Source organism: Algoriphagus boritolerans DSM 17298 = JCM 18970 (assembly GCF_900108085.1).
Classification (GTDB): Bacteria; Bacteroidota; Bacteroidia; order Cytophagales; family Cyclobacteriaceae; genus Algoriphagus; species Algoriphagus boritolerans.
This window is the reverse complement of sequence record NZ_FNVR01000026.1, coordinates 22224-45599: the sequence shown is the minus strand read 5'-3', so window position 1 is coordinate 45599 and position 23376 is coordinate 22224. Positions and strand designations below refer to the sequence as shown.

At 39.1% G+C, this 23376-nt stretch carries 25 protein-coding genes; 5 read left to right on the top strand and 20 right to left on the bottom strand.

What is annotated here, in order from left to right:
• Window positions 1-174: 174 nt before the first annotated feature.
• The 3 genes from C4S61_RS17325 to C4S61_RS22105 form a co-directional block, all read right to left on the bottom strand.
• Window positions 175-1095, bottom strand: a complete 921-nt coding sequence (locus C4S61_RS17325) for a hypothetical protein (protein ID WP_146064431.1) — start codon at window positions 1093-1095, stop codon at window positions 175-177.
• Between the two features lie 62 nt (window positions 1096-1157).
• Window positions 1158-2531: a hypothetical protein gene (locus C4S61_RS17320; protein ID WP_103926062.1), complete on the bottom strand. Its 1374-nt coding sequence runs from the start codon at window positions 2529-2531 to the stop codon at window positions 1158-1160.
• Between the two features lie 171 nt (window positions 2532-2702).
• Window positions 2703-4679, bottom strand: coding sequence for an FISUMP domain-containing protein (locus C4S61_RS22105; RefSeq protein ID WP_200820609.1), 1977 nt, complete (start codon window positions 4677-4679; stop codon window positions 2703-2705).
• 763 nt (window positions 4680-5442) lie between these two features.
• On the opposite strand from C4S61_RS22105, the gene C4S61_RS17310 reads away from it, so the two are divergent.
• Complete coding sequence (locus C4S61_RS17310; RefSeq protein WP_146064430.1) at window positions 5443-7224, top strand: sensor histidine kinase; 1782 nt, start codon at window positions 5443-5445, stop codon at window positions 7222-7224.
• Between the two features lie 5 nt (window positions 7225-7229).
• A complete protein-coding gene (locus C4S61_RS17305; RefSeq protein WP_103926060.1) occupies window positions 7230-7853 on the top strand; it encodes a response regulator transcription factor in 624 nt (207 codons plus the stop codon).
• Window positions 7854-8254: 401 nt separating this feature from the next.
• Here the strand turns inward: C4S61_RS17305 and C4S61_RS17295 are convergent, their stop codons facing one another.
• The 3 genes from C4S61_RS17295 to C4S61_RS17285 all read right to left on the bottom strand — a co-directional run bounded on the left by C4S61_RS17295 (window position 8255) and on the right by C4S61_RS17285 (window position 9415).
• Entirely contained in the window at window positions 8255-8440 is a 186-nt protein-coding gene (locus tag C4S61_RS17295; protein ID WP_103926058.1) for a hypothetical protein, read from the bottom strand.
• A 70-nt stretch (window positions 8441-8510) separates the two neighbouring features.
• Window positions 8511-8915 (bottom strand): zincin-like metallopeptidase domain-containing protein, encoded by a 405-nt coding sequence (locus C4S61_RS17290; RefSeq protein WP_262495026.1) that lies wholly within the window; start codon window positions 8913-8915, stop codon window positions 8511-8513.
• 125 nt (window positions 8916-9040) lie between these two features.
• Window positions 9041-9415, bottom strand: coding sequence for an ArdC-like ssDNA-binding domain-containing protein (locus tag C4S61_RS17285; RefSeq protein WP_103926056.1), 375 nt, complete (start codon window positions 9413-9415; stop codon window positions 9041-9043).
• Window positions 9416-9830: 415 nt separating this feature from the next.
• On the opposite strand from C4S61_RS17285, the gene C4S61_RS21900 reads away from it, so the two are divergent.
• A complete protein-coding gene (locus tag C4S61_RS21900; RefSeq protein WP_160111266.1) occupies window positions 9831-9983 on the top strand; it encodes a hypothetical protein in 153 nt (50 codons plus the stop codon).
• A 218-nt stretch (window positions 9984-10201) separates the two neighbouring features.
• Here C4S61_RS21900 and C4S61_RS17280 read toward each other — a convergent pair whose 3' ends face one another.
• The 3 genes from C4S61_RS17280 to C4S61_RS17270 form a co-directional block, all read right to left on the bottom strand.
• On the bottom strand, window positions 10202-10633 hold the full coding sequence (locus C4S61_RS17280) for a hypothetical protein (protein WP_103926055.1): 432 nt from the start codon (window positions 10631-10633) through the stop codon (window positions 10202-10204).
• Between the two features lie 115 nt (window positions 10634-10748).
• Window positions 10749-11561 (bottom strand): hypothetical protein, encoded by an 813-nt coding sequence (locus tag C4S61_RS17275; RefSeq protein WP_103926054.1) that lies wholly within the window; start codon window positions 11559-11561, stop codon window positions 10749-10751.
• 188 nt (window positions 11562-11749) lie between these two features.
• Window positions 11750-12661 (bottom strand): helix-turn-helix transcriptional regulator, encoded by a 912-nt coding sequence (locus C4S61_RS17270; protein WP_103926053.1) that lies wholly within the window; start codon window positions 12659-12661, stop codon window positions 11750-11752.
• A gap of 309 nt (window positions 12662-12970) precedes the next feature.
• Here C4S61_RS17270 and C4S61_RS17265 point away from each other — a divergent pair, with 309 nt between their 5' ends.
• Window positions 12971-14962: a hypothetical protein gene (locus C4S61_RS17265; RefSeq protein ID WP_103926052.1), complete on the top strand. Its 1992-nt coding sequence runs from the start codon at window positions 12971-12973 to the stop codon at window positions 14960-14962.
• Window positions 14963-15116: 154 nt separating this feature from the next.
• Here C4S61_RS17265 and C4S61_RS17260 read toward each other — a convergent pair whose 3' ends face one another.
• Complete coding sequence (locus C4S61_RS17260) at window positions 15117-16124, bottom strand: hypothetical protein (RefSeq protein WP_235010074.1); 1008 nt, start codon at window positions 16122-16124, stop codon at window positions 15117-15119.
• Window positions 16125-16668: 544 nt separating this feature from the next.
• On the opposite strand from C4S61_RS17260, the gene C4S61_RS17255 reads away from it, so the two are divergent.
• Entirely contained in the window at window positions 16669-17235 is a 567-nt protein-coding gene (locus tag C4S61_RS17255; RefSeq protein ID WP_103926050.1) for a DUF6933 domain-containing protein, read from the top strand.
• A 205-nt stretch (window positions 17236-17440) separates the two neighbouring features.
• Here C4S61_RS17255 and C4S61_RS17250 read toward each other — a convergent pair whose 3' ends face one another.
• The 10 genes from C4S61_RS17250 to C4S61_RS17215 all read right to left on the bottom strand — a co-directional run bounded on the left by C4S61_RS17250 (window position 17441) and on the right by C4S61_RS17215 (window position 23300).
• Window positions 17441-18148 carry a nucleotidyl transferase AbiEii/AbiGii toxin family protein gene (locus C4S61_RS17250; protein WP_200820608.1) on the bottom strand — a complete coding sequence of 236 codons (708 nt, stop codon included), beginning with the start codon at window positions 18146-18148 and terminating at the stop codon, window positions 17441-17443.
• Entirely contained in the window at window positions 18123-18479 is a 357-nt protein-coding gene (locus tag C4S61_RS22515) for a nucleotidyl transferase AbiEii/AbiGii toxin family protein (protein WP_200820607.1), read from the bottom strand. The genes C4S61_RS17250 and C4S61_RS22515 overlap by 26 nt, the downstream gene beginning before the upstream one ends.
• A complete protein-coding gene (locus tag C4S61_RS17245) occupies window positions 18472-19086 on the bottom strand; it encodes a DUF6088 family protein (RefSeq protein WP_103926049.1) in 615 nt (204 codons plus the stop codon). Before C4S61_RS17245 ends, C4S61_RS22515 begins: the two co-directional genes overlap by 8 nt.
• A 491-nt stretch (window positions 19087-19577) precedes the next feature.
• Window positions 19578-19835 carry a hypothetical protein gene (locus C4S61_RS17240; protein ID WP_103926048.1) on the bottom strand — a complete coding sequence of 86 codons (258 nt, stop codon included), beginning with the start codon at window positions 19833-19835 and terminating at the stop codon, window positions 19578-19580.
• Window positions 19836-19847: 12 nt separating this feature from the next.
• Window positions 19848-20012 carry a hypothetical protein gene (locus C4S61_RS21895; RefSeq protein WP_160111265.1) on the bottom strand — a complete coding sequence of 55 codons (165 nt, stop codon included), beginning with the start codon at window positions 20010-20012 and terminating at the stop codon, window positions 19848-19850.
• A gap of 165 nt (window positions 20013-20177) precedes the next feature.
• Window positions 20178-20768, bottom strand: a complete 591-nt coding sequence (locus tag C4S61_RS17235) for a porin family protein (RefSeq protein ID WP_160111264.1) — start codon at window positions 20766-20768, stop codon at window positions 20178-20180.
• Window positions 20769-21071: 303 nt separating this feature from the next.
• The gene (locus tag C4S61_RS17230) at window positions 21072-21293 is read right to left on the bottom strand and encodes a hypothetical protein (protein ID WP_103926046.1); all 222 of its coding nucleotides are present in this window, start codon (window positions 21291-21293) and stop codon (window positions 21072-21074) included.
• A gap of 309 nt (window positions 21294-21602) precedes the next feature.
• A complete protein-coding gene (locus C4S61_RS17225) occupies window positions 21603-21929 on the bottom strand; it encodes a hypothetical protein (protein WP_103926045.1) in 327 nt (108 codons plus the stop codon).
• A gap of 201 nt (window positions 21930-22130) precedes the next feature.
• Window positions 22131-22682 carry a hypothetical protein gene (locus tag C4S61_RS17220; protein ID WP_103926044.1) on the bottom strand — a complete coding sequence of 184 codons (552 nt, stop codon included), beginning with the start codon at window positions 22680-22682 and terminating at the stop codon, window positions 22131-22133.
• Between the two features lie 123 nt (window positions 22683-22805).
• Window positions 22806-23300, bottom strand: a complete 495-nt coding sequence (locus tag C4S61_RS17215; protein ID WP_103926043.1) for a hypothetical protein — start codon at window positions 23298-23300, stop codon at window positions 22806-22808.
• Window positions 23301-23376 lie beyond the last annotated feature (76 nt).

Genomic DNA, 23376 nt, shown 5'->3' with positions numbered 1-23376 from the left:
TGATAATCATCCCAGTGTGTGACTTTTTAGTCATGCTCGATTTCATATTTATTATTTGTTTCTAATGACGGTCTGATTATGATTGGAAAGAGTCAATTCACTTTTTGTTAATAAGAAAGTTACAAAACAATAAATATTTATCTAAAGCTTTTAGAATTCTAAGGTCAATCTTTTTTAATCCTTTAGCCCAAATACGAATTTTGCTTTAATATTCACTGTGCTTATACTTGAAAACACTAAATCTAAACTTTCCAATTCCGGGTATTTCTCGTTATCCAAAGAAAACATAAATGGATCAGCCGATATACTTGAATAATCCAGCGTAAACTCTAAGTAACTTTTGCCATTACCGATTGGCATCAACTTTCCCAATCCTACGGTATATCCGTTCAATCTCTGATTCTTGATTTCGGGATTCGAACCTGTGAGACTAAGTCCAGAAGAGGTGATACCAGCCGATATAGTAAGTGTTTCTTTTGGATAAATATTGATTCTTAAAGTGGTGGGCAATGTGTTTAATTTAATTTGATCTTTGATGACTGTTGTAGAGTCTCGATTAATCTCCGGCAAAAACGAAGCATGGCTTGTGTATCCTTGGCTTATAGTTACTCCAAGATATTTAAAGGGATTATACGAAAATCCCAATTCCCCACCATACCCAAACCTTAAAGCCAGCCCATCTTCAGGAGAAGTCCATTGTTCCGGTCCGATGATGACTGGTGCTAACAGTCCAATATGGGTCGAAATGAGGGGAAGGGTGGATTCATTTTTTGAACTTTTTGAGATTAATCCTTCTTTTGGAGCTGATGAAACATCACTGGAATTGCCTGAGACTATCAAATTCTCTGGTAGCGGTTGATTAAAAACTTCTTCAAACCCATTTGAATAAATGATTTTCCAAATCGTGGATAAACGAATTGGGGTTTTAGATCCTAGACTTGTCTTTTCTTCAAAGATAATTTGAGTGTTGTCGATATTGACAACTGTCCCTTCTTTGATAGAGCGGTCGACCATAAATACTCTATCTTTTGCTTCTTGACTATATCCAGAAAAGGATAGTATTAGAAAAAACGAAGTGATCCAGAATGATTTCATATTATATTTTATTTATAAATATTATTCAAAACGTTACTATTCAATCAATTGCTTTTGAGTAATTAATTAAAAACTATTGATGCTTTTCTGCTGATTACTATCCCATTAAGGTCCTTCACTACTAAATTAATGTCATCTCTAACCCCTGAGTCAGCACCGGGAACGGTTAAAACATATGATTTATCAGGTTGAGTAGCTGAAATAGAAAAACTTATATTGTCTTGATATCCATCTGATCCTAAGACTGAAATCTCAACCAAACTACCAGAGGTTAAGCATTTAAAATCAGCAACTGCTCTATAGTCTTGTCCGTCTTGTGGAAAAGCAGGATCAATATTCAAAGTTCTAAGTCCAGTTTTTGCACCTAAATCAACAAATAAATCAGGGAAGGGTCCATTGGGGTTAGCCTTTTCAGAATTGCCGATCTGGTAAGGAATAGAAGAATATACCTTGGGGTAAAGAATTATATCTTCTTGGAACTTTCTATTTAAAAATTCAGAATTAGCTATATCAGCAAATTTAAGCGCCTCACCTACCAAGCAAGTTGCAGTAAAAGCAAATGCTAAACCTTCACATGCCAAGAATACTTGAGGGGCTAGAGCCCCTAAGCCTGCACATAGAACCTGAAATGCTGAGAATTCCCCTACTGCAAAATCTGGGTTATCAATTGTGCAAACATTTTCAAATACCTTTAATGATGCTTTAACATAATCTGCCAAATCAAACACAGGAGTTAACCCCTTTGGAATACTAGCTTCATATTGTCCGCTTAGATTTTGCTTAGCTGGAAATGAACCTAATAAATCTGATCCGAAAAAATCTTTGGATTCTTTCTTAACGATTACCCATACATCATCTCCTTTAGAGTCAGCGTTACAGGAGTTTATCAAAACCTTAACATTACCCGTAGAATTTAATGAAAGATTTTGATTGTTAGATTTAGCAAAAGGAAGTGATTCAATTTGGATTGACTTGCCGTGACGAGAATTTACCCCCAACCTATTTGAAGAGTTATTAGATCTCTCACTTCCAGAGCTTTTATTAACTAAATCAAATTGGGTATTCACTTGTGTCAAGCCATCACTACTCAATACGGACACGGCACCTTCCGTATTTGAAATCCAATCAAAATCAAACCTTGTACGATCTTGTGAAAAGGCCTTAACAGGTCTGCCAAAATTATCAATGAATACTTGAGTAGTATCTAAATTTGAAACAATGGTGATTTGATTTATAGAAATTGGAAGACCTAGTTCATCTTTTTCGCCCCAGAAATCATAAGAAACACCTTGGGTATCTACATAATTCAAGATAAGATTATCATCCGGACTTGTCATAAAAGTAAAACCGGATTTCTCGCTTTCTGAAATATCAATTTCAAAACATGATGTAAGCTGAAGTACGACTAAAATCCATGCAAAACAATGTTTTTTCATATTCAAGTCTTTAAAATTATTTAACTTCTATTTTCAGAATAATATGTGGCGATATAAATTTTAGCAGGATATAATCCATTCTTATCAACAAAAAGGAGAAAGGATAATATTATAGTTATCTTCATATATGGAGCGTTCTATATTTAAGCAATTTTCACAATTGATAATCGATTAATCCTTGATGCAGCGGCAGGACTGAGCACGTACCTTCTCGTAATACACTAGATAAGGATTGCTATCTGTATAATAAAGACTAAAGGAGTATGCATCTCTATCATCCCGGGTTGAAGAACTCCACCAAAACCCATATTTCCCCAACCCATAAAATGCTGCATTAGAGTTAAAATAACGCTCTCCTCCCGGAAGTCCTGAGAAACCTGACTCATTCGTTGCTCCTTGATTTGGGGCATTCCACCCAGTTTGGGATTTCATCTTTCCACCACCAACTAAATATCCCCCAAGAAAATCGCGTAAATACTTCCATTCCTCAAAAGTAGGAATATGCCAACCTTGAGGACACAGGGAACCCGTATTTACCGCATACCAATTATATAGTTTACCATAGACTGAGTTATAATTGGGATCATTGTTATAGTAAACCCATGCTGGCTGACTTGTTTTGTTGTAATAAATTTTCAGCCATTCCTCTTTTGAAGCCACCTGTGGAATATTGCCAGCATACCTCAAATTCTCTGCAAACCAAGTCTGAGTACCTATTTTGACTGTTTTATAGACATTTCCGTCTCTTGGGTCGGTGTAGGTGCCATACTCCGGGCCTTGAATTTTCACTTCTGCACTTAGACTTTTTTCGAGTCGGCCAAAATCCTGATTTTGGTAAACTAGTTTAAATTCAAACTCCTGAGTTTCTTTTTCATCGGTTTTAAAGGTTAAAAACAAGCTTCCATTTTCCTTTTTTGCAGATCCCGTAACCTTTGAATTTGTAATGCCAGCTATACTTAAATGGTCGCTATGTACTAAAGAGGACTTGGAGGTGAATGTTGGAAGCGTTGCCGGATTGGTTGGCTGATAGCCCAGTCCTAAGGAAAGTTTGAGTTCCACCTTTACCCAATCGGTCAGCAGCTGACTGAAGCTGCTCAGGTAATTCTTTACCTCAGGGTTCGTAGAACTTTCGTCCCCCTTATACAGGGTCCGGTAGTTCCTGGAAACAAACAACTCATAATCTTTACCATTTTCAAATACATAGTTCATCAACCTGTACCTACTCTCCATAGCATCATCTGCCACTTGTTGGACAAATTCTGCATTGGCATCAATCTGGGCAAAAAGCTCTTTGATGTCGAGCATCAGATTCCCAACTGCCCATCCTGCCCCAAGAACTGCTCCCGCAAAACTCCCGACGATAGGAATAACCGAACCTCCTGCAAATCCAAGTGAGGCAGCAGTTACAATCTTAGGAATATGCTTCACTACGGCAATCACGGCTTTCGTAAATTTCTGCATGAGCAGGCTGGACCGTTCTTCGATATTAATTCGGTGATCATTTAGAATTCTTCCATTGGGAAGCGCCGAATTAAATTCAGCTAAAGCAGCAACCACCTCATCCATCCACTCTCGATTGGCTTCTAAAAAATACGCCATGTCAGCCAATTCACTTTCTTTAAGCAAGGCCATTTTGGCAATCAAATCCTCGTTCTGCTTTTTCAAAATGGAAATATCACTTTCCAATAAGACTTTCTTTTCGCCTACTAGAAGATCTTTTGTTCTTTCTAGGTCTTGGATTCTCTCCTGTGATTGGGTGACTAAGGATTCCACAAAGCCTGAGGGAGCTCCGCTTAGGGTATGAGGTTTCACCTCAAATAAAATATTGAAAGGGGTATTATTTTCCTTGAATACCAACTTGTAGCTCCCCTGATTCAGCTTAGGGACCATAAAAGTCAGGATGTTGTCCTCAATGATCAAGTCAATTTTTTCTCCTTCCAGCGTGGTGCCCAAAATTTGACCATCAGAGAAGGTTGTTTTACCTAAGTCAATCGAGACAATCTGAAAAATAGAGAAACTCAGTTCCTGATCCTTGATCTCAAGGACTTCACCTTCATCGATTTTATTGGTCTGATCCAGTTCGATCTGGGAACAGCCTCCCAACACCATCAGGGAGATCAGAAAGGATAAAATGAGTGACTTATTCAAAGCTATTTTAATCTTATAATTAGAAAATATTACTCAAAATTGAAATTGTGCCTTTGTACTTGGGGATGAAGAGTAAGAATTTGGTAGGAAAAGCAGAGAAATTGGAAAATTCACTTTCAGCTAATCTCATTTTACATATCCTAACTTTGAATTATTTCTGATGGAACTTTACTTTATTTTTTGAAATCAAAAAGTCGCGTTGTTTTATCAGACTTTTCACAATAACTATATGCTATACCACTTACAATCGCAATTTTGATTGCGAATGAATCTCATTCAATACCTACTTCTAGGTATAATCGAAGAAAAGCTTAACTCCTTTAGCTTTTTTAAAGAAAATTCCCATTGACTGTCTTTTCATTGCGCAAGAGTGTACATAAGTTCTTAGTTCTACACATTTGAAGAGTTCAAACTCCCATGAAATAATTTGTCGATGCAAAGTGCAATTCATCACTATCAAACACATTTTAGTAAAAATCAATAATCTTTCTTCTTAAAAATCCGGAGTCCACTTCCATAAAAAGTTGCAAATCAGAAACTAAAGTCGTTTTTTTAGTCAGTCTTTTGATTTGTTCCTTATTTTTTGGCTGTTGATCCGGTTTTTACCAAATCATTTCGGATTTGAATCCAAAAATTGCCCAAAGGACCTTTAGTTCCTATACCTAGAAGTAGGTATTATTTAACTTTTGAAATCAATTAAATACATTTTGTGACACCATTTTTGACTCAGATCACCCACATTAGTTTTTTATTCTTTGGGCTGATGCTCCTATCATCCTGTGATCTTCCATCTCAAAAGGAGGGAAAACAGACTCCATTGCCATTTATCATATTGGCTGAAGACGGTCAGTCTGTAACCGATGCCTGGAAAAGTATAGAAGGTGATACCATCACCACAGGCAGGTTCAATCCTGGGATCAAGTTAAATCGCTGGTGGGTGAAAACTCAAGTAAAAAATAATTCCAAATTTGAAGATGAGTTTTTCTTAGTCCTCAATAATCCACACATTAACATGATTGAGGTATATATCAATGGAAATAATCATCCCGCCTTGATCACGGGCGATCGGTTTGCTTTTGATTCACGCCAATATCCCAGCAGAGATTTTGTATTTCCTTTTGAGCTCAAATCAGGTGAAAGCAAGGAAGTCCTGATGATCCTCGATAAGCGCGGGGAAACATTCCACATAGATCCAGAATTATTAAACGAAGGGGAATACGATGATAGAAGAAGGAATGAACATCTGATAATGGGGGTAGTATCAGGTTGGATGGCTTTAATTATCGTAATCACACTTTTTTTCTGGTCCGAACTCAGGCACAGAAGTGCCTTTTACTATGCCATTTTCGTCCTTTCGGTATTCCTATGGATCTTTTCTCATTGGGGAATGGGATTCCAGTACCTCTGGCCAGAAAGTGTGACTTGGGTAGGCAAATCCCGACCGGTGTTTAACCTCGCTTCCAATGTCGCTTTAATGCTTACGATAATTAACTTTTTCCCCCCAACTTCATCCCGAAAACATTGGAAAATTTTATTCCGAGGACTAATTTGGATCAACGGCCTTTTGCTAATTGCTTTCTTAATAATTCCGGAAAGTAATGTCAAGCCTGAAATAATTGCATTTTTTCTCAAAACGGTTTTGGTGCTTTCTGCCATTCAGATTTTGAGCATATTAAGCTACTTGATAGTTCAATATTTGGCTAAGACTAAATTTGCGGGATACTATCTAGCCGGGATTTCATTTTTATATTCCTTTTCCATCTTGATTTACCTGGATCAGGTCTCGGGATCTCTACAGCTTTCTCACTATTTATTGAATTTCGGAAGTGCTTTTGGCACCATGGGAGAAACGGGGCTGATTACATTCGCATATATGCGCCAGGCTTCACTGGAAAAGAAAGAAAAAGAAAAGCTCGCTCTGGAAATCCTCAAAAAGGAAAAGGATTATGCTGACCAAATCATATTGGCTCAAGAAGAGGAACGGAATCGATTGGGAAGAGATTTACATGACAGCATCGGTGGCATGTTAGGCACCCTTCATATGCGACTTCAGGGACTTAGGTTAAAAACCCAGGATCCCGAACTTCAGGCCATTCAGGTTTTGGTACATCAGGGAATCCAGGAAACACGGACCCTCAGTCATAACCTCACCCCTCCTCATTTGGATGAACTTGGACTGGTAAAAGCACTTGCCAACGAGGTAGAATTGTTAAATCAGGAAGTGAGCGTAAAAGTCCTATTCTATCACAAATTGGAAACTGAAATTCCCAAAGCGACAGAAGTGATGGTTTACAGAATTGTAATTGAATTAATCTCCAATTCTTTGAAACATGCCGAAGCAAGCGAAATTGCAATTCAACTGATTTCGGATCCCGAGAAGCTAGAATTGATCGTGGAAGATGATGGAAAAGGTTTCTCCGATGAACAAAAAATAAGAGGTCTTGGTCTTAATAACATCAACAGTCGGGTGAATTATCTGAAAGGTGAGTTGACGATTGATTCGAATTCCAATGGAACGACGACCTTAATTACAATACCAAATTAGAATCAATGTCAAAAATTACACTGTTTCATATCGATGACCACCCTCTTTTTTCTCAGGGTGTTTCTTCATTATTAAAAGGAGATCCTCAATTTCAGTGGCTAGGAGAGGCAATAGATGCTGAATATGGAAAAAGACAAGTCGCCTATCTCCAACCTGACATCGTTCTTTTAGATTATTTTTTGCCAGATACAAATGGAATTGCCCTAGGAAAGGAAATTTCAAAATTTTCACCACGATCCAAATTAGTGCTTTTTACTATGGAAAATAGCCCAACTGTGGTAAAACAAGCCTTAGAATCTAGATTCTTCGGTTTTATTTCTAAATCCGTGGAACGAGAGATCCTGATAAAAACTCTTACGAGTGTTGGTAATGGAGAAAAAATATTCCCTCAATTAAAAGATAAGGAAATCGAAAAAAATCTTGATTTATCCTTGTTTAATCAATTGAGTAAACGAGAAAAAGAAATTGCTTTAATGGTAAAAAAGGGATTCACTTCAAGTGAAATTGCAGAAAAGCTATTTATCAGTCTTTTGACAGTCAATACGCACAGAAGAAATCTTATTCAAAAGTTAGGTTTTAAAAATGTAGCGCAACTTTCTGCGTTTCTAAGTAATGTGAAAAATCATTAAGACCTATTTAAAATTTTAGGCGATGCGGGAGGCTTTAAGCTAGCGAGAACTGTGCAGCCGCTTTGTTTACAATGGAATAGGGGATATAAGTAAATAATGAATAGTTTATTTATATAAATACATCTTTGTTCATTTACACCACAACCCCAAACCACTTTGATTCAAAACCGTAAAGTAGTATGTAAAGTATCAAAGCATCTGATTATGTGGCCGACAATAAAACTTTTAGGAACAGTTTTCATCAGTTTCATCGCAATGATCGGAGCATTGGGCGCAGAAAATCCCTTTCCCCTTTTTGCTGTAGCCTGGGGGATTTGGATAATTTATATCGTTAGCCTACGATCAAAAAGAAAAAAGGAATTAGACAAAGAGCGGCTAATCAGGGAAATCCTAGATAAACTCTAGAATCCAAAAAGAAACTTCAAAGATGCAAAGGTTCCCAACAGGAAGAAGCTAAACGAACCAAAGCTGACAAGCGTAAAGGCCATTCTGGAAAGAAAGGGCTTTTTCAAGTGTCCGTCTTGGACCAGTGAAAGTATAAATCCAGTTCCAAGAAATAGGGTAACGATTAGAAGTGAATTCAACATATTAAATTTTACGGTTTGAAATTAATACTAGTTAAGCTGAAAAGACCAATCATCAAATTAAAAAGGGGGATTACTCCTCCCCCTCCTGGTCAATTCCAAGGATGTAATTGGCCGCTTGATGTGCCTTTTGGGCGGCATAGATCAGCATTTTTGGATCTTCCTTAAGCGGCTTAAGCCATCCCTTTAGATAAGCCAAAGAGTTTTTGAAATTGGCATCTTTGATCCCTGCAAAAGCATTCAAAAAGCTGGCTCCCATTTCGGCAATCAGTTCTTCTTTTGAATATTCCACCGAACCAAAGCCAACCAAAGCCGGTCTTTCTGCAAATCTTCCCAATCTGCTGGAATGACCTGTGCTATGGATCATTTCATGAAAGAGAACAGAATAATATTGCTCGTCTCCTTTGAAGGATTCCTTTTCAGGCATATTGATAAAATCTCTAGAAGGGCTGTAAAATGCCTCGTCTCCTTCATGAATAATATTCGGACAAGTGATGTAGCCTGAAATGATGGATTCGCAAGTTTCGATTGGGGAAAAAACCTTTCCTCGGTACCTTCGATGGAAAAGTCGATTCCTTCTATCTGATCGATGTTGAAAACTGTCTAGATAAAGGGGGTAAACTTCCTTCCAAAAAGGTCCTCGTTTTCTCCTTCTTCATTGGTAGCCTTTCCTTTTACAAACTTGGAAATCTTCCAGAATACGACTTTAGAGCCTTTTTCATTCTTCTTGACATTTCCGCCAAGTTGCTTTGCCTGATTGTAGGTCAGGAAATAAGGACTTTTGAATTTCTTGGAGATGGTCACCCAGGCAAGCCAAAGTGCATTGAATCCAAGATAGGGACGGTTCGAAGCATAATTCTTCGGAGAGTTTTTAGGACTCCATACTTGCTCCCAAGTAAGGTTTTCATTTTGGATACCTTCGATGATTTCGTTGGTAACGGTCTCCGCTAATTGGTTGAAATTTTCCCAAGCTTTCATGGTTGTAGAGTGTTAAAGTGTGACAGAAAAGGATTGATAAAGCGATAATTGATTTGTCTATCAGCCACATAAAGCCCAGTTATATCCAAGGATATTAGGAAGATCGACCCGACACTAAAACCGAGATTTTTCCCGAGTACAATGGGTAATTTTTTGGAAGTGAAGGGCGATATGTGGGCGTGAAGTGACATTTTTTTTATCCACTGGTACTGAGGTTCTGACCGACATGCAACCCATAGAGTGTGGTTCTGCGTAGGGCAAAAGCCTAGGATAAAAAACTGGGAGGCAGTCCGTAGGAGACCCTGTTTTTTAGATCAAGGCGGAGCGCACTTTTGACTGTTGCAGGTTCGCACTCAACCTTTGCATCGTCGTGTCATACACCGAAGACCGGGGGATATAGAAGGAAAAAAATGGAATGGAGCGCTCATCGACCGAAACGGACAAAAATCCCGATGTGCTCGGGAGAAAAATCGAAAAGAGGCTTGCCCCCCTAAAGGAGGCTCGGGCTATGGCTTCACGAAACAACCTTCCCAAGTCCCAGGCTTACCGGGTCTTGGGAGAAGGGTAAGTGGAGTGAAGCGGTAGCCGTGGGGAGTGAAAGCCCTTTCCTAGAGTGGAGAGCAAAGAGCTGTCATTTGCAAAATGGCGCGAATGAATCGAAACGAAAGGAGTGGGCGAAACGGAGAAACAGCTTAGAGATAGGAACAGAAATACTTTTGAACCTGACCATGGGTTTCAATAGATTGGAGGGATAGCCGGACCTAAAAAAGGACCTCCTTACTAACCTTAAGCGTCTTCTTCAGAATTAAGCAACACAAATGAAGTCCGGTAAATCCTCCCACTATAAGGTCCTTCTGAGTCTCCAACTCCTCCATAAATCACCAACTCTCCTTCCAGGCTTCTTAGGTGGGAGATAATTTCCTGAGGCAAAACAGGAATGGATAAATCCTCTTTTTTCAAGAACCTCATCAACTCGTAATTGAAGTAGAGATAATCAGTGGGATCAAACTTGAGGAACGTCACCGGAACCTCACATTTTGAAATCTCTCTGCTGTTAATTTGAGTGAAAGTATCATAGTTCAGTTTCTTACCCCAATAACTCAACAACACACAGGCATCAAAACCTATAGCTATAAAATGACGCTTTCGTTTTTTGGCTTGAAATTGTGAAGCTGAATGTTGCTGAGGCTCTGAAGCGGAAAAAGGAAGTGTTTTCATGAAGGAACTCCGGCTCTTAGGAGAGAAGACTTAGTATAAACTAATTTTATTTTTTACACATTTCAAGCTATGTTCAAGTAATAATTGTAACAGTTTACATTGCTTCGTCTCCATTTCAAATAATGTTTACCACTCCCCTAAGAGCAGAAACTGGATTATGGTTGTCGTCATGGGGAAAAGGATAAAACAAATTCTTTATTGCGACATTTGGACAGGCAATAGTGATTTTTGAAATCCCAAAAGACTTTAACTTCCCTGCAATTGAATTAATTTTTAATGAATCAGATACAGTGTTGGTCATCAATGAGTACTTTACGATTGTCTCTAAACACTTTAAAACTTCTTTCTCATTGGTCATTCCTATTATTTGAGGAACTTCTAAATAAAAAAAGGAAAAATCAGGTGATGAAAACACAGTATTCACAACATGCGATATTTGACTTCTTAATGGATCTTTGACATTCGAAACAGGTAACCAAGGATTTGATGGATTTATCAAAATTGAAGGGTTTAGAAATCCCAATCCCTTTTTCTCTCTCCAGAAAAGAGCAAAGCTCCTGGCATAGGCAAGGAAATTAATTGGCGGCTTCGTTGGTTGATAAAGTCTCGGGATCATTATATCCCTTTTTGGAAAAGCAGATTTATACACAATTGATTTGAAAATCACATAAGTGCAGGAATTGCTTTTGATTTTTTTAACATGTTGAATAACCCTCTGAAGATTCCAGTATTTCTTTCCCCTCACGGTTGATAATCCAACGTAGTAAGGAACCTTAAAAGGAGTTAAAACATAAATTCCTGGGGTCTTTTTTATAGAATTAGTTCCTCCAAAAGATTTAATATCTGAATTTTCCCCTTCAAGACTTCTCTGAATTTCTACAGCTTCTTCAAATGTTTTTAAGTCTGAAAAGTTTAAGTTTAGTTCCATGATTAATGTTTGTTTCTATGTAATATTCTATAAATCAAATTCAACTCCGATAACACATGGGCAAGCATGGAAATAATGGTGATTTCGAAACCCAATCCCAAAAAGATCAAGAGGTAAAAGCCGATAAAAAAGGCATTATGTAAAAATACGGGTTTCCATTATTTTTCCAAATTTTATAATACAACTATCTATTCATGTCTGAGGTATCCTCGGACAATATTTTTAGCCCGCTCGAGCACAGCATCTTTCAGCTTGACCGGTCGAACTACAATGATCTCATCTCCATGAGACAGTATCTCTGATACAAAGTCATAATTGATCTTGACCTGAAGCCTGACACGCACTCCCTCCTCTCGTTCTGATACCACCACCTGTGAGGAATGAAAAGGCATGGACTTGATGTATTGAGCCTTTAGTTTGCCGATGATCAACTCAACCTCTTCCACCGGCTGATCAAGTTCATTGCTGATTCCAAATACCCCGTTGTAATATTCCCGGAGATCAAAATCAGTACCCTTTCCCTTTTTTTTCACTTTACTGATCTCTACTTCCAGAATCCGGTCAAATGCAAATCGCTGAATCTGTCCATCTTCACTCTTTCCGATTAGATACCAGCGATTTTTGAATTCCTTAAGCACTAGGGGTTCGAGCCAGTGGTCACTAGGTTCGGTTTGGGTAAATGCCTGAAAGCTTATTTTGACAAAAAATCCATTTTGGATAGCATAGACCAAACCGAAGAGGTATTCGGTTCCCTTGGCTTTCCGCTCATCAAAAGAAACAAAACCCCCAAGACTCCTGGGCAAATGAAAGGCATTGATCAAGTCAAACGACGCCAAAAGCTCCATCTTATAAGGACTGGATTCCTTTTCGTCGATCTGATATTTCTGGAGCCGTTTATTATATTGGATGTCCACACCGTGCAAATCCCGAATCTCCTGAAGATCCCGCTGGAAAGTTCGTTTGGTGATCATTTTCAATTCTCCCTTCATCTGATAGAAGTTTTCTAACTTTCTGGAAATTTCTTCCCAAGAAAATCCTCCTCTTTTCTGTGCGAGATTGAGGATAATGGAGATGCGCTCGTAAACTTCCAGTTGTTTCATATGATTATAATTGTTTTTAATCAGCCATATGGAATCTTCGCATGACAGATAATCATTCCTCTGTGTGACACCGAAGGGTCATGCTTGATTTCATAGGATTGATTATTTTATTGATTAGATGAGATATTTTAGGGCTTTTTGCTAGAATTGGGAAGTTAAATTTATATCCTTCTCGATTACATACGGACAAAGAACGTAGGGAAAGCGACAAACCATGTCGCTGTAAAATAATTTTTGAAATATTTCCCCCTCGGACAAGTTTTGACGCTCTGAGTCATTGGTTTGTCACTCAAACCAAAACTCAAGACAATGGAAACAGAAAATCTCGCAGCAAAACAAACCGAACTTTCAAACCTTAAAATCTATCTGAAATCCAAGTTTTTCGGTCTAGATCAGGTCATTGATCAAGTAGTCACCAGTATGGCTTCATGGTATATCTTTCCTGAAAACCAAAAACGTCCCCTAATCATCAATCTGTGGGGAATGACCGGAGTGGGTAAATCCGACTTGATTCGACAGATTGTGAAATATCTCCAGTTTGAATCACAATTCTTCCAGTTTGACTTGGGCGAATTGGGACATGGTCCAATAGGAAATCCCCGTACCATCCTCTCCGAGACCTACCAGTTCAAAGGACCCGAGCCTCGGATTATTCTCCTGGATGAATTTCAACTGGGCAGAACGATCACTCGCATGGGAGAAGAAATTCCACATAAGGAACTGCGGGTTATCTGGCAACTTTTGGACAATGGAAAGATTGATCACATCGAGCAGATGATCGCCGGAAGACGAAACCTCAACTCGGTCTTATTCAAATTTGATTACTGGGTTAGCCAAGGAATGACTATCCATCAGGGCATGGTTTCGTCCAATTACTTTGGGTATTTTGAAGATGATGATGATGAGTCAGACGAAGTTGAAGAAACGCCTGAGAATGACGCTCGATTTATTTTTGACAAGAAAAGGCTAAAAGCCATTCTGGAAATCAACAAATCCCGCTTCGAAAATATCCATGAGCTCCGAAAGCATATCAAGACTTTGGGTACCTTGGAGATCAGGAAACTTCTGATGGATAGCCTGGCAAATACGCTGAAGCCTTCCGAACAGGACTTTTCTCAAACCTTGATTTTTGTCGTGGGAAATTTGGACGAAGCTTACCCTTTTGCCAAAGATCAATCACCCGACATTTCCCCGGACAAATTTTACAAACTGACAAAAGATATTAAGCTACCGAATATCAAAAGTGCTTTGTCAAGACGGTTTAGATCTGAGCAGATCTCCAGATTGGGCAACAATCACATCATTTATCCTTCCTTGAACGAACAGGCCTACAGAGCTATTATCGCATCAGAGCTCTTGACTATTTCAACCGATTATTTTGCAAAAACTCAGGCCAGACTTCACTTCGGTTCGACAATTATCGAATGGGTTTTCCAAGAAGGTGTCGTACCAACCCAAGGGGTCAGGCCGCTCAAGTCCACCATCAAGTATGGCATCGAGGATTTGATTCCACTGATTCTCATGGAGCATTTCAAATTGGAGTCTCAAATCTCCGACGTGGAAGCAAACTTCAATGAAGGCCTATCAATTTGCTTCAAACAGGACGAGGATATGATCTTGGAGAAAACCTTTCCTCTAACCCAGAAAGTACGACACCTTAAAGAAAGTCGAAAGGATGATCTGCAGGCAGTGGTGGCAGTGCATGAGTCAGGACATGCCATCGTACACATGTTTCTTTTTTCAAATTTACCGGACAAAATCAACTCGGTTGCAGCAGATTCGGACAGCGCTGGATTTATCACTCATGATGTGGTAATCCTCCGAAATCCGACCAACCTTCTCCATACCATCGCAGTTTTCTTAGCTGGGTTCTTGGCAGAAAAGGCCCTCTTCGGATTTGAAATGGTCTCTACCGGTTCTTCTGGAGATTTCGAAAAAGCAACAGAATTGGCAATGAACCATTTTAAGGAAAGTGGGTTTTCAGACCTTTTGATGAGGATTGCTCCTACGGAGGATCATTTTGAAAACCACTATCACAACATCGGGCCGATTGAAGATAAAGTCATGAAGTTCATGCGGAGTGCACAGGATCTTGCCGCGAGAATATTGGCAAGAGAGCGAGCCCTTTTGGTTGAAATGTCCAAGTATTTGGCTGATCATGCTTCGATGGAGCAAGAAGTTCTCACCCAGCTTGTACATGAGTTTGGAACCTACGACTTGGAGGCAGAATTAAAGGCCAAAAAATCAGGTTATAGACACCTTCTTTTCTCGGTGAATGAAATGGCTACCTCTTTCCAGTAGGAAAATTTACCGGGAATTTATTCGATTAAACTAAAAAATTGGATTGGTTGATTTTACAAAAAAGGGATGGAATTTGAGAGAAACTGCTCTTTCCATCCCTGCTTTTTTCTTCATGAATCAAGCCCAAATGATCCTTTTACTAAAGCTTGATTCTTCATTCAATTTCTTTTGGGAAAAGCGGAAAGTCAAATTCATGGACCACTAAATAATGTCCATTTCCTGACAGAAACTTTCCTCCATTATCCCAGTAAAGGGTAAGCATCCAATATCCTTTAAAATTGATACTGATCTTCTCCAAATTTGTATCAAAATCCTTTCTTGTACGCTTCAAGAAATCAAATCCTGTCATCAAAAAATCCCAATAGGAACTTTTCAATCCATCCACATTTGATAGATCAGGAATCCATCGATCAAAAAATTCATAATCCAAAAACTTCAGGCACTGGATTGGCAAATCCATTTCTCTAGATGCCATCGCCTCAAATTGAGTTCTCACCTCAAGGAATGAATTTCTAAAGTCAATAAAATTGTTCTTGTCCTTCAAAAAGAATACAAAGTCCTTAGGATCTAACGCATCGCTGTATCGCCCTATTTCTTTCATATAAAATTGAATCAACTGATCCCTATGCAAAGGCAATTGAATCTTAACCTCTTTTTCATACAGGTGGACATTCTGATCCAGTCCAAAATCCATTAGGGCAATGGTTGTACTTTCAGGGTTGCTATTATTCGAAAACCCAAACCAATTGATCACCAAATTCCCATTCGATAAAGCCTCATAGGTTTTGCCGGCCAGTGACACCCGTAGTAAAGTGCGACTTTTGAACCATTTATTTAGCTCGTTCTTTATTGCCTGCACTAATTTTTCATCAGAATCACAATTCCTCATCCAATACTCAGCCTCCGGAAAGTAAGTCACCGGGGCAAATCCACCAGTTGACAGCATCATGTGAACTATTGCCGAAGGCTCTGAATAATCACAACTATGGATCTGAAGTTTAAAAAAATCTTTTCCCATCCAACCCAAAGCCTTCAGGACATCATAAAGCACTTGCTTTGCCTCGGCTTTGGATTCAAATCCTAAGAGGTTAATGAAATGTGACTTTGTTTTGTCTTGCCTTCCCATCCATATGGGCTGGATTTTGGAAAAAAATTCGTCCAAAAAACTTTTATAATTTGGATGAATCTTTTTTAATGCACTGACAATACATTCAAATTCTTGGCTCTTTTCCATGCTTCAAAAAAAAGGAAGACTCCACCAAAAGATGTCGTTCAAAAATATTTAAGAATAAATTTTCGCCTCATTGAACTGGAAAACGGACAAATCTCTTCTTACAACTGTTGGGAAAATCGAAAAAATGCTTGGCCCAGTAAATGGGGTTAGGGCATTGTTCCCCGAAACGGCCTTTCCAGGTCCTCTGCTTACATTAATTTAATAAAAGGTATAGTGAAATGGAACTTTGCCCATGGGAAGTGAAAGCCCTGTTCCAGATTAAAGAAACGAAAGCTGTCGTCCGCAAAATGGTGCTTAAGGACCAAACTCGGGAAGTAGGCAAAACGGGGAATTTGCTTAAGGATAGTAGAGTAAATTCTTTCTCAGCAAAAGGGAAAAATAACTAGCAGAAAGCCTGACCGAAGGAAAAGCCCAATAAATAAAAAAAGTGAAAACTTAAATTCTCCACCTTTACAGTTCAAATCTATCAGCCATGTCCACCCAAATCTATGTCAGCAAAAAGCTGGAAAAACTGATCAAAAATTACATCACCCCTTCTGGTTCGACTGAAAACACAGGAATCTTGGGAAAATGGAATGCTACTGTCTTTTTTACCAGTGGAAGAAAAAATTGGTTGCTTTATAATCCAAAAACTCATTATTCCCTGATTTTGGAAAACCTCTCGGCGAAAGACTTGCCGAATATTAGGGAGATGATCGCCGAAGAGCTTCAACTCCAGCTAACTGTAGATGGCATCGATGCAACTCAAGAGCAAGTCAATTGGCTAATGGATGAAATTAACTTCCTCCCCACAGATGCTGATCGAAGCGCTACTGCTCATATCAACCAGCTCTTGTATATAATAGAATTTCATCAGCATCCTGAGTACTACAAGAGCCTTGCTGAGCTCAACTTCGATTTAAATGACAGAATATTCAGCTTGGATGGCTCTTCCAGATTTACTCAACTTACCAAACCAAAAGAGCAAATGAAAAAAATACTGGGTGTCTATCTGGCTTCAAGTCAAGACAAGCCCATCAACCCAAGCCAGTTGAATTGATTATTGAAAAACATTTTATATAAAAGCATCAATAATCAATTACTTCTTTTTTTGCAGTGTATTAATCATTTCGACTGTTTTATCCCCAGATGGTTAGCCTCGAAAAAGGCTTTCTTGGAAAATTAAAACAGAAGGCAGTATGTTAGGAGTCCGTGTCTCTTAGAGTTTTTAAGGCATTGTCCAACCCCGAATTTCAAACTATTATTTATTGTGCTGGATTGGGAAATTTACAATCGAAATCCCAGGCAACTGCCTGAAGCTTCGCCTTTAATCCCTTCAAATTATTGATTAAATCTTCAAATGAGGGCTTATCCCCATCGTAGATCATATCCTCTTTCATTTTGGCATAATCAGCCTCCCACTCTTCTATCACTTCAGCCGGGGGAATGGAATTCAGTGTTTTAGGGTTGTGGTGATTATAATCCACCTCCCCAACTCTTGAAAATTTGTAGCGGTGGGACACGATCGTTTCATACAACTCCTTGTCGCCGAATGCCGATGCTGCAATTCCTGCTTGGGCTAATTGGTGTACATCGTAGAGATGTCGACTTAGCCTATCTACTCGCATTTTTTCTGCCGGGCGGTGAAACTCCTCATGCAAGAGGAAAAGCTTTTCCAAAAATGTGCGTTCCGGATTTACTGTAGGAACTTCGAATAGAGGTGCCGCAAAATCTCTTTCTGCATACACTTCATCTATTAATGCCCCAAATGTCTGAAAAGTAAATGGCTCTCTCAACGAACGGCAACTGACCTCTATTTGTACTCTTGGCAGAACATATTCAGTACTTGGAACAATGAGATTCGGATAATAGATTTCCAGGACCCTTGGATCCTGATCGCTGTCTTTAGCTTCTATTACTTTGAATTCAAGTTTAGTAAATCCGTTTTCACGAAACTTTTCTTGTCTCTTCAAAGAAAACCCCTGTGGTATAGGCTCCCGCTTCTTTCCGTAGTCTGGTGATTTTCGTTTTTGAAATGTCGCCTTTGTAGCCATTGAAGAACTCCTTGTCGATTGCCAAATCAATATCTTCTGAAAACCGATTGATAAGTTTCCAGGCTTTACTGAGAGAAGTTCCGCCTTTGAATACCAAGTGTGCAGCGATCGGCATCTGAAAAATGATATCCAAGGCGCGGCTCACCCACCAATCTTTTTCTACGGCAAAGGCTGACATACCCATCTGCTCGGCTATTTGTATGTATGCATTCCGCTTGGTAGGATCAGGTACATTGAGCCACTTAATCATTGTTTGTTGTGTTTAGGGCTTTTCGCATAATGATCCTGATCCACTCTGGAGCCAGCTTGATATCATGTTCCAAGCGGTAGGGATCTTCTTTTGCCAAATGGCCTATGATGATATTCTCTTCCTCTTCAGTGACCTTGTCTTTCCCAATCTCTTTCAATGCCTGTATCACCAATGTGCTGATTTTTCCAATGGTGGCTAAATTTCTTGGGCTTGTTTTCTTAAAAACTATCTTTCTTTTGCCCAAGTCAATTTTTCTTGTAGAGCCGTCTGTGTAGTAAACCACATTCATCTGCACTTGTGTAGATAGTCCCAAAGCATTCAACGCCAAACTACCGGCAGGAACTATCCTAGCCTTATCTCTTCGCCTGATGGCTTCTGCAATATCTTCCGTACTTGGTTTTAACGGTCCTAAAATCGGGTCTTCAGCCAAGCGGGCATAGAGACCTCTTGCTACCCGATTCAATTCTTGGCGTTGCACCAGACGCTCCAATGCTTTTGACACAGCTTTAGCATTGCCTATTGATAAGAAGTCATCGACAAAAAATAGCGAACCCCTTGCCGCTTTTTTTATCTTTACAATCACCTTATTATCAATACTTTGAGTCATATTATTTGGCGTAATATGTCGCAAATATAGTATTTTTTTGCGACAAAATAATCATTTCATCCTTAACAAAAAGAGAAACTATTTATCACAGCGGTCAATCTGAGTTGTCACAAATCTTGTCGGAATTTGTGACAGGCAGCGCCCCACTATTACAGGATTTATTACCAATCCGCAACACTTCTCCCAACGCCCATTCAACTCACTCTGGATTTGAGGGGCTTAACCTCATGTAAAAACCCACACTTCAATCGTATGGAATTATTTCCAATAAATCCGGGAGGCAGTCCGTAGGAGACTTTGTTTTTTAGATAAGGGCGGAGCATACTTTTGACTGTTGCAGGTTCGCACTCAATCTTTGCATCGTCGTGTCATAGACCGGAGGATTAAGAAGGGAAAAATGGAACGGAGCAATCACCGACCGAAATGGACAAAAATCGATGTGCTTGGAAGAAAAATCGGAAACAGGCTTGTCCCTCTAAAGGAGGCTCGGGCTACGGCTTCATGAAACGGCCTTCCCGAGTCCCAGGCTTGCCGGGACTCAGGAGCAGGGTAAGTGGAGTGAAGCGGTAGCCGTGGGGAGTGAAAGCCCCTTCCTTGAGTGGAGAGAAAAGAGCTGTCATTTGGAAAATGGCGCGAATGGATCGGAACAAAAGGAGTGGGCGAAACGGGGGGAAATCACTTAGTGTAAATCGTATTAAAATCAAAGTAGCCACTTTTCTGAAAAGCGTCAAAAAATAGAAAAAAGCCATTTCGGGCTTTTTTTAAAATTCTTCGGAATCCGGTTCTTTGACGGAAACGTAAACCGTGTGGGTTTTTCCGTACTGATCAGGTTCTTTTAGCTTGGCGACATTGAACTTGATGTAAGTGTCTCCTTCATATTCAAAGGTATGGTCATGTAGCTCTTCCATTTTCAGGCTCACTTCCACGATGTTCTTATTTTCGACTTGCTTTCCTTTACCTACCTAATACTACAAAAGTAAAAATCGAATACTTTGGGTCTGAAAAATTTGCAAAGGCAAAGGACTTTTATCTTTTAAATTTACTAGACCAAATTTGACCCTAATGGATCTTCAAAAGAAATTAGATTCTTTTCAAAAATATGCTTTAACTGTAGTTTTTATGGCTCTATTATAAACTGAACTGGAAATTTCGCTTATGTTGGCGAATCCATGTTCATAAATTAGTTGTATTTGCAAGGTTTTTGAAGGGCTATAGCCTAGACCAAAAACTCCTGCAATGTCATTGTCTTTCCACAAAGCTTTTGCATCATCTCCCTTCACGGTAATTTTATCATCTCCTTCTCCAAAAATCATTGCAGAGGATAAAAGAAATGATGGCTGGGGTCCGCCAATAATACTGAACCGTTCTCCCAATTGAAAATCAAAAAGTAATGGAATATCTAAATAGCCATTTCTCACCAATGAATTAACATTGTCTAAATTCGTCTTAGCACCCTTAGTTGCAAAGTCAACACCAGGTTCAAAACGAATAGCACTTGAAATTGGAAGGGATGTAAAGGCGCCCAACGAAAATCCGTTTCGGAAATTGGTGTCCTTCCCTCCAGAATCTTCTCCTTCAAAGGTGGTTATAGAAAAACCCAACCTAAATCCATATTTAATGTCCTGAGCATTGATGGAGGTTGAAAATGCAAAAGCGAGTACTAAGAAGAGAATTCTTAACATGGCCATTATTTTTGAAGTGAATTGATTAAAGTGGATTTTAATATGTTCAAGAAAAAAATTTCATTGACTTCTGGACAAAATTTAACATTATTTAAGCGCTCATAATGTCTGGTACGACAACCATAAGACTAATGTTTTCCCATTATTAAATTATTATTTTTCCTGGGGTTAATTGATGATACTACACCTTTTTTAATTCCACAGAGATTAGGCTATAACCAAGTTTGATTCCTTTTTTGACAACTTATTTGCACCATCAGAGAAAAAATAAACTTCAATGAAAAAAGCCCTTTCGGGCTTTTTTCAAGATTCTTCAGAATCAGCCTCTTTGACGGAGACAAAGACCGTGTGGGTTTTGCCATACTGATCCGGTTCTTTGAGCTTAGCCACATTGAACTTGACGTAGGTTTCTCCTTCGTATTCAAAGCTGTGATTTTGGAGTTCAGCCAAGTTGAGGCTTACTTCCACAATGTCCATGTTTTCGACTTGCTTTCCTTTTCCGATGTACTTTTTTGAGAACGCCATAGTATTTTGGTTTTAGTTAAAATTTATGCAGGTCATTTAGGATGGCCAGGAAAGTGAGCAAAAATTAGAATTTAAAAACCGGGAGGCAGTCCGTAGGAAACCCAGTTTTTAGAAAATTCTGCTGCAAGCCCCAATTTTTTGAAACTGACAGGCCGTACGACCTTTGTGCATACAATTGGATAAAACCGGAATAGGGCCTCGTTTACTCGGTTGGGATTGCTTTGAAAACAACGATTTGGAAGTCTATTGCCAGCAAATGTTCAAGACTCGCCTTTGACAGAAACCTTCTGCTCTTTTCGAGACCAGAACCTACATCAGTTTACCAAAATCATTGAACGCGTTTTCCCTCAATAATTCATTCAACTTCCCTTTTCTAACCTTGTTGGCTTCCATCTGCTCGAAAGACAGCAGAAGCTTCATCAACATAAATCTCAGATCCTTATCGGTTAGATCAATCCCGTTCTGCCGAAATGACTCCTCTATAAAGGATTTGGCATTGTAGGGATAGACCACTTGACCTTTGAACGCTGCGTCGGCCGGGTGGACCACTTCATTATACATGTCCATAAGAACTATTCCATCATCAGCCTTGTCCAGTAGATTCAAGGCATTTTCTATTACTTTTTTGATACTCATAGGGGTGTATTAAGTTTCTTATTTAAAATTTGGCAATTGTTAGATCTGAGGAGTTTATCATTTGATCGAGGGGAATCCCATCAGAAAGTGGAACAGAAACCTGTAGGCCAACACGCGACTAGAATCGTCAGACCATTCTCAATAGGCTCGATAAAAGATGCTCTCTTCTAGAAATGGAACTGTATAGAGAAATGGGTAGAGCTATTTTCTATCTTCATTTTTCAAAACATCATCAGCATATTTAAACATTCTCCACCAAACATCTGAAGTTTCTTCTCCTCTTAAAATAGCTTTTGAATTTACTATTGATCCTCCCATTAACTCTAAATGCCCCAGTTTTGGAAAATTAAATATTGCTGGCAAATGGAATGACAAATCACGTTTAGGAGTTCTAACTATTCTCCATTTAAGTCTTGGATGATTCTTAATGATCAATTTTGAGACCAAAAGTGAAATATCCGCAGCAATGGCCAACCCTTTATTGGATATCACTTTACCTGATGATTCATCTGTTGAAAAGGGTGCTATTTGCAAAGTTTCAAAAACTTTTTTCCCTAACCCCTTTAATAATTTTTCATTATCACTAGAAAATTCTTCATCAAAAACTGTGAGCAAATACTCAACTCTATGGTCTTTTATAGACATGAACCAATCAAAATAAATCTTTGCTTGAGTATAGCTCCACTCTCGTGGCTTTTGAGAATTTACCTCTTCGGGTGGAATGAATAACGGGTAGTCTTTAATATTTATCATGAGCAATAAATGGGACTCTAATTCTATTTAGTTCAATTTGAAAATACTAGCAAGGACCCAAACCGGCCAAGAGAAAGGGATATCACTTTCAAACTCCAATTGAATGACTAGAACTTTACCAAGCTATTCAAAGGTAACCTCCTCTGCTAGTGGCAAAGTAACCTCTCCAGGAGGCAAAGCCTCATAGTCAAACTGCCGATAGACTGCCCCATCAGCCAAAACATTGACCGTCGCTGAAAGTGGCTGGAAAGAATCATTTGTTTCTCCTCCCAAGTGAACGGCGTTGAAAACTAGGCCTAGGCTATGGATCGGGGCTGAGGAAGTGGCTGAAATGGTTGGAACTTCTGGTTCAAAAGAAAGCGTGTAGGTATTACCTTGTTGGATCACTTGAGTCCAGTTGAGTTCGCTCGGTTGATCCAACACCAGAGCGACAAAAGTAGAGGTACCGCTCAACATACTGTGAACTGAAAATGTCACCAGATATTCAGTGTAGTTACCATCCATTTCAACTTCGATGGTCACCGATTTTTCAACAAATTTTGGAGTCTCATTCTCTGAGGAACAGCTATAAGAAAAAACGGATAAAGCGATTACTAACAGGTATTTCAGATTTCTCATGGCGTAAAATGGTTTAGTTTAAAGACTTGGAATAGTTAAATGTAAAAGACTGGATATGAATAAAATAAATGATTTG